This is a genomic window from Limosilactobacillus agrestis (assembly GCF_014145585.1).
Classification (GTDB): domain Bacteria; phylum Bacillota; class Bacilli; order Lactobacillales; family Lactobacillaceae; genus Limosilactobacillus; species Limosilactobacillus agrestis.
The window spans coordinates 1-251 of the sequence record NZ_JACIVF010000019.1; the positions used below are offsets into that span (position 1 = coordinate 1).

Annotated in this window: 1 pseudogene; it reads left to right on the top strand. The window is 39.4% G+C overall.

Features of this window, described 5'->3' with window-relative positions:
• A pseudogene (locus H5R88_RS09585) lies at positions 1–251 on the top strand (helix-turn-helix domain-containing protein); the annotation flags it as partial.

Sequence of the window (251 nt, forward strand, 5' to 3'; positions counted from 1 at the left end):
GTTCAGTGTATCAGTGGGAATGTCTCTATAACAAGCAAGGGCCACAGGCTTTACTGAGATTGCGTCGAGGAAGGAAACCTAAAAATGGTCAAACGATACGACAAGAATCAAGACAAGCTTCTTCAGCTCCAAAAACAGAACCAAGCCTTACAAAAAGAAAACTTATTGTTAAAGATACAACTCGATGCCTCAAAAAAATTGACAGCCTTGAGAAAGCGTCCAAAAAAGAACTCGCACAAGTAATTTATGAC